1 protein-coding gene and 1 pseudogene are annotated in these 2376 nt (G+C 70.4%); one reads left to right on the plus strand and one right to left on the minus strand.

Features of this window, described 5'->3' with window-relative positions; all coding sequences use genetic code 11:
* Nucleotides 1-126: 126 nt before the first annotated feature.
* Nucleotides 127-1287, minus strand: coding sequence for a hypothetical protein (locus ABT247_RS33060; RefSeq protein WP_350750232.1), 1161 nt, complete (start codon nt 1285-1287; stop codon nt 127-129).
* A gap of 167 nt (nt 1288-1454) precedes the next feature.
* On the opposite strand from ABT247_RS33060, the pseudogene ABT247_RS33065 reads away from it, so the two are divergent.
* A pseudogene (locus ABT247_RS33065) lies at nt 1455-1865 on the plus strand (response regulator transcription factor); the annotation flags it as partial.
* Nucleotides 1866-2376 lie beyond the last annotated feature (511 nt).

Below are 2376 nucleotides of genomic sequence, written 5' to 3' on the forward strand. Positions count from 1 at the left end.
GCTGCCAGTACGGCAGCAGCGGCTCGATCCGGCCCTACTGGTCGTTCGACACCACTACGGCTCTGCCATTCCCGCGACCGGCTCGACGACCGATGGATGACCAGAGGTGGGTGTCGCGCCGTTCCGTCAGCTCTTCTCCGGGGTGCGGCGTCGCCGGCTGATGTGGAGGGCGGCGGCACCGGTGGCGAGCAGGGCGGTGGTGAGGGTGAGGAGGGTGGGGGTGGTGGGGGCGCCGGTGTGGGCGAGTTCACCGTGGTGGTGCTGGGGGGTGGTGGGGTGGGTGGGGGCGGAGTGGTGCTGGGGGGTGCTGGGCTTGTTGATGTTGTGGTTGGTCTGGGTCTGGTAGTTGGTGAGGTGGTTGGTCTGTGAGGTCGTCTGGTTGGTGAGGGCGGTGTTCTGGGCGTTGTTCTGCGCGGTGTTGTTCGAGGCGCTGGTGGCGGTGTTGGTGGTGCTGTTGTTGAGGTTGGTGGTGGTGTTGTTCTGGAGGATGACGGTGACGTCGACGTGCTGGTCCTGACCCTGGTTCTGCGCGGCGTGCTGGTCCTGACCCTGTTCCTGGCCCTGGCCCTGGTTCTGGTCCTGACCTTGGTTCTGGCCCTGGTTCTGGTCCTGGCCCTGGTTCTGCTGGCCGTTCTGTCCCTGACCCTGTTCCTGGCCGCCGTGCTCGCCGTGTTCGCCGTGTTCGCCGTGTTCGCCGTGTTCGCCGTGTTCGCCGTGCTCGCCGTGTTCGCCGTGTTCGCCGTGTTCGCCGTGCTCGCCGTGTTCGCCGTGCTGGCCGTGTTCGCCGTGCTGGCCGTGCTGGCCGTGCTCGCCGTGCTGCCAGTTCGGGATGTCGGGGAGGCAGATGCAGTGGCCGCCGGGGTTGGGGCTGGTGATGTGGTCGTGGTGCTCGTGCCCGGGTTCGGTGCAGTCGCCGGAGGGGTCGGCCGGGGCGGGGAGGGTGGTGGCGGCCTGGTCGGCGGGGCGTTCGGCTTGGTCGGTGGGCTCCTGGGCGTCGGTGGGGGGCTGCTCGGTCCCGGCGTCCGGGACGGGGCCGGTGTCCATGCCGGTGTCGGCGCGGTGGGTGGGGGCGGCGTTGCCGGTGAAGGTCCAGGTGTCGCTGGCCGTGGTGGTGGTGTTGTCGGCCAGGCGTAGGAGGCTGTCGATCCAGGTGCCCTGGGCCTGGGTGGGGTCGGTGGCCGAGGTGGGGTCGGCGGCGGGTGTGGCGTGGGCCGGGGTGCCGGCGCTCAGGGCGAGGGCGGCGGTTGTCAGCCCGGACAGGACCAGGGTGGTGATTCGAGTTCGCATGACGCTCCTGGATGATCCGCAAAACGGATCTTCTGAATACGCCGCTTTGTAGTGGGGGTGTGACAAACGTCGCCGAGGGTTAACCGTTCCGGCTTAACGGAATACCGAGCACGGATGAACCCGTGTCGCCGTGGCGCTCGGCGAAGCGACCGTGCCCGCCATGGACGCGCGACCGCTTCGCGACCGACGTCATAGCGGTAGGTCCGGACGGCGAGGCGTTCACCGTCCCGCTCACCGCCGTGATGGTCCGCGGCGGCCGGCCCGACGAGTCCTCGATCATGGTGATGATGCCCAACCGCGACGGCGAGGCGGCCGAGTCCGAGGTGGTCACCGACCGCTAGAAGCTGCTCAGCGAGATCGACGCCCGGATCCTCGAGGGCATCGCGGCCGGCGTCTCCACCGTCCCGCTCGCCGCCCGGCTCTACCTGAGCCGCCAGGGCGTCGAGTACCACGTCACCTGCCTGCTGCGGAAGTTGCGCGTCCCGAACCGGGCAGCCCTGGTGTCCCGCGCCTACTCGATGGGCGCGCTCAAGGTCGGCGTCTGGCCGCCGAAGGTGGTGGAGACCTTCGTGAAGTAGCCGCTGCCCGGCCCGCGACACCGCAGGCTGCGGCCGGGCGCCCCCCGGCCGCACCCTGCCCTCGGCCAGTGACGGTCGCAGAGCCTCTCCGACTTCATGGCCGCCAATCCGGGGCGCCGTCGCCCGGGCCACCGAGGCGGCCTGCCGATTCCTCGGCCGCACCACTGCCCGCGGCCGGTGGGAGGAGCTCGCCGCTCGGGCCCGGCGCGAACAGGCCTCTGGCCGGGCCGACCGCGCAGCCGACCCCGAGTAGCCCGCCGATGGGCGTTCGCCGTGCGGAGACGGGCCGCCAGGGGCGGGGTGCCGGGATGACGGGGGCAGCGAGGAATCGCGGCAGCAGCGGCTCGATGCGGCCCCACAGGTCGTGTCTCCGGGCCGAACAGTGAACTTGGCAGTCCCGCGTCACCAGTCCCGTTACGCTGAGAAGCGATTCCCAAACCGAAGGCAGGGTCACGTTTTCGCAGGTGAGGTGTGTGGCCGTCGCTCGGTAGGCATGCTCGGACCGTCGTGT

Source organism: Kitasatospora sp. NPDC001539 (assembly GCF_040298565.1).
Taxonomy (GTDB): domain Bacteria; phylum Actinomycetota; class Actinomycetes; order Streptomycetales; family Streptomycetaceae; genus Kitasatospora.

What these genes read in the sequence shown, in the direction of transcription:
- ABT247_RS33060 (WP_350750232.1), bottom strand. Translation starts at nt 1,287, where the DNA reads ATGCGAACTCGAATCACCACCCTGGTCCTGTCCGGGCTGACAACCGCC.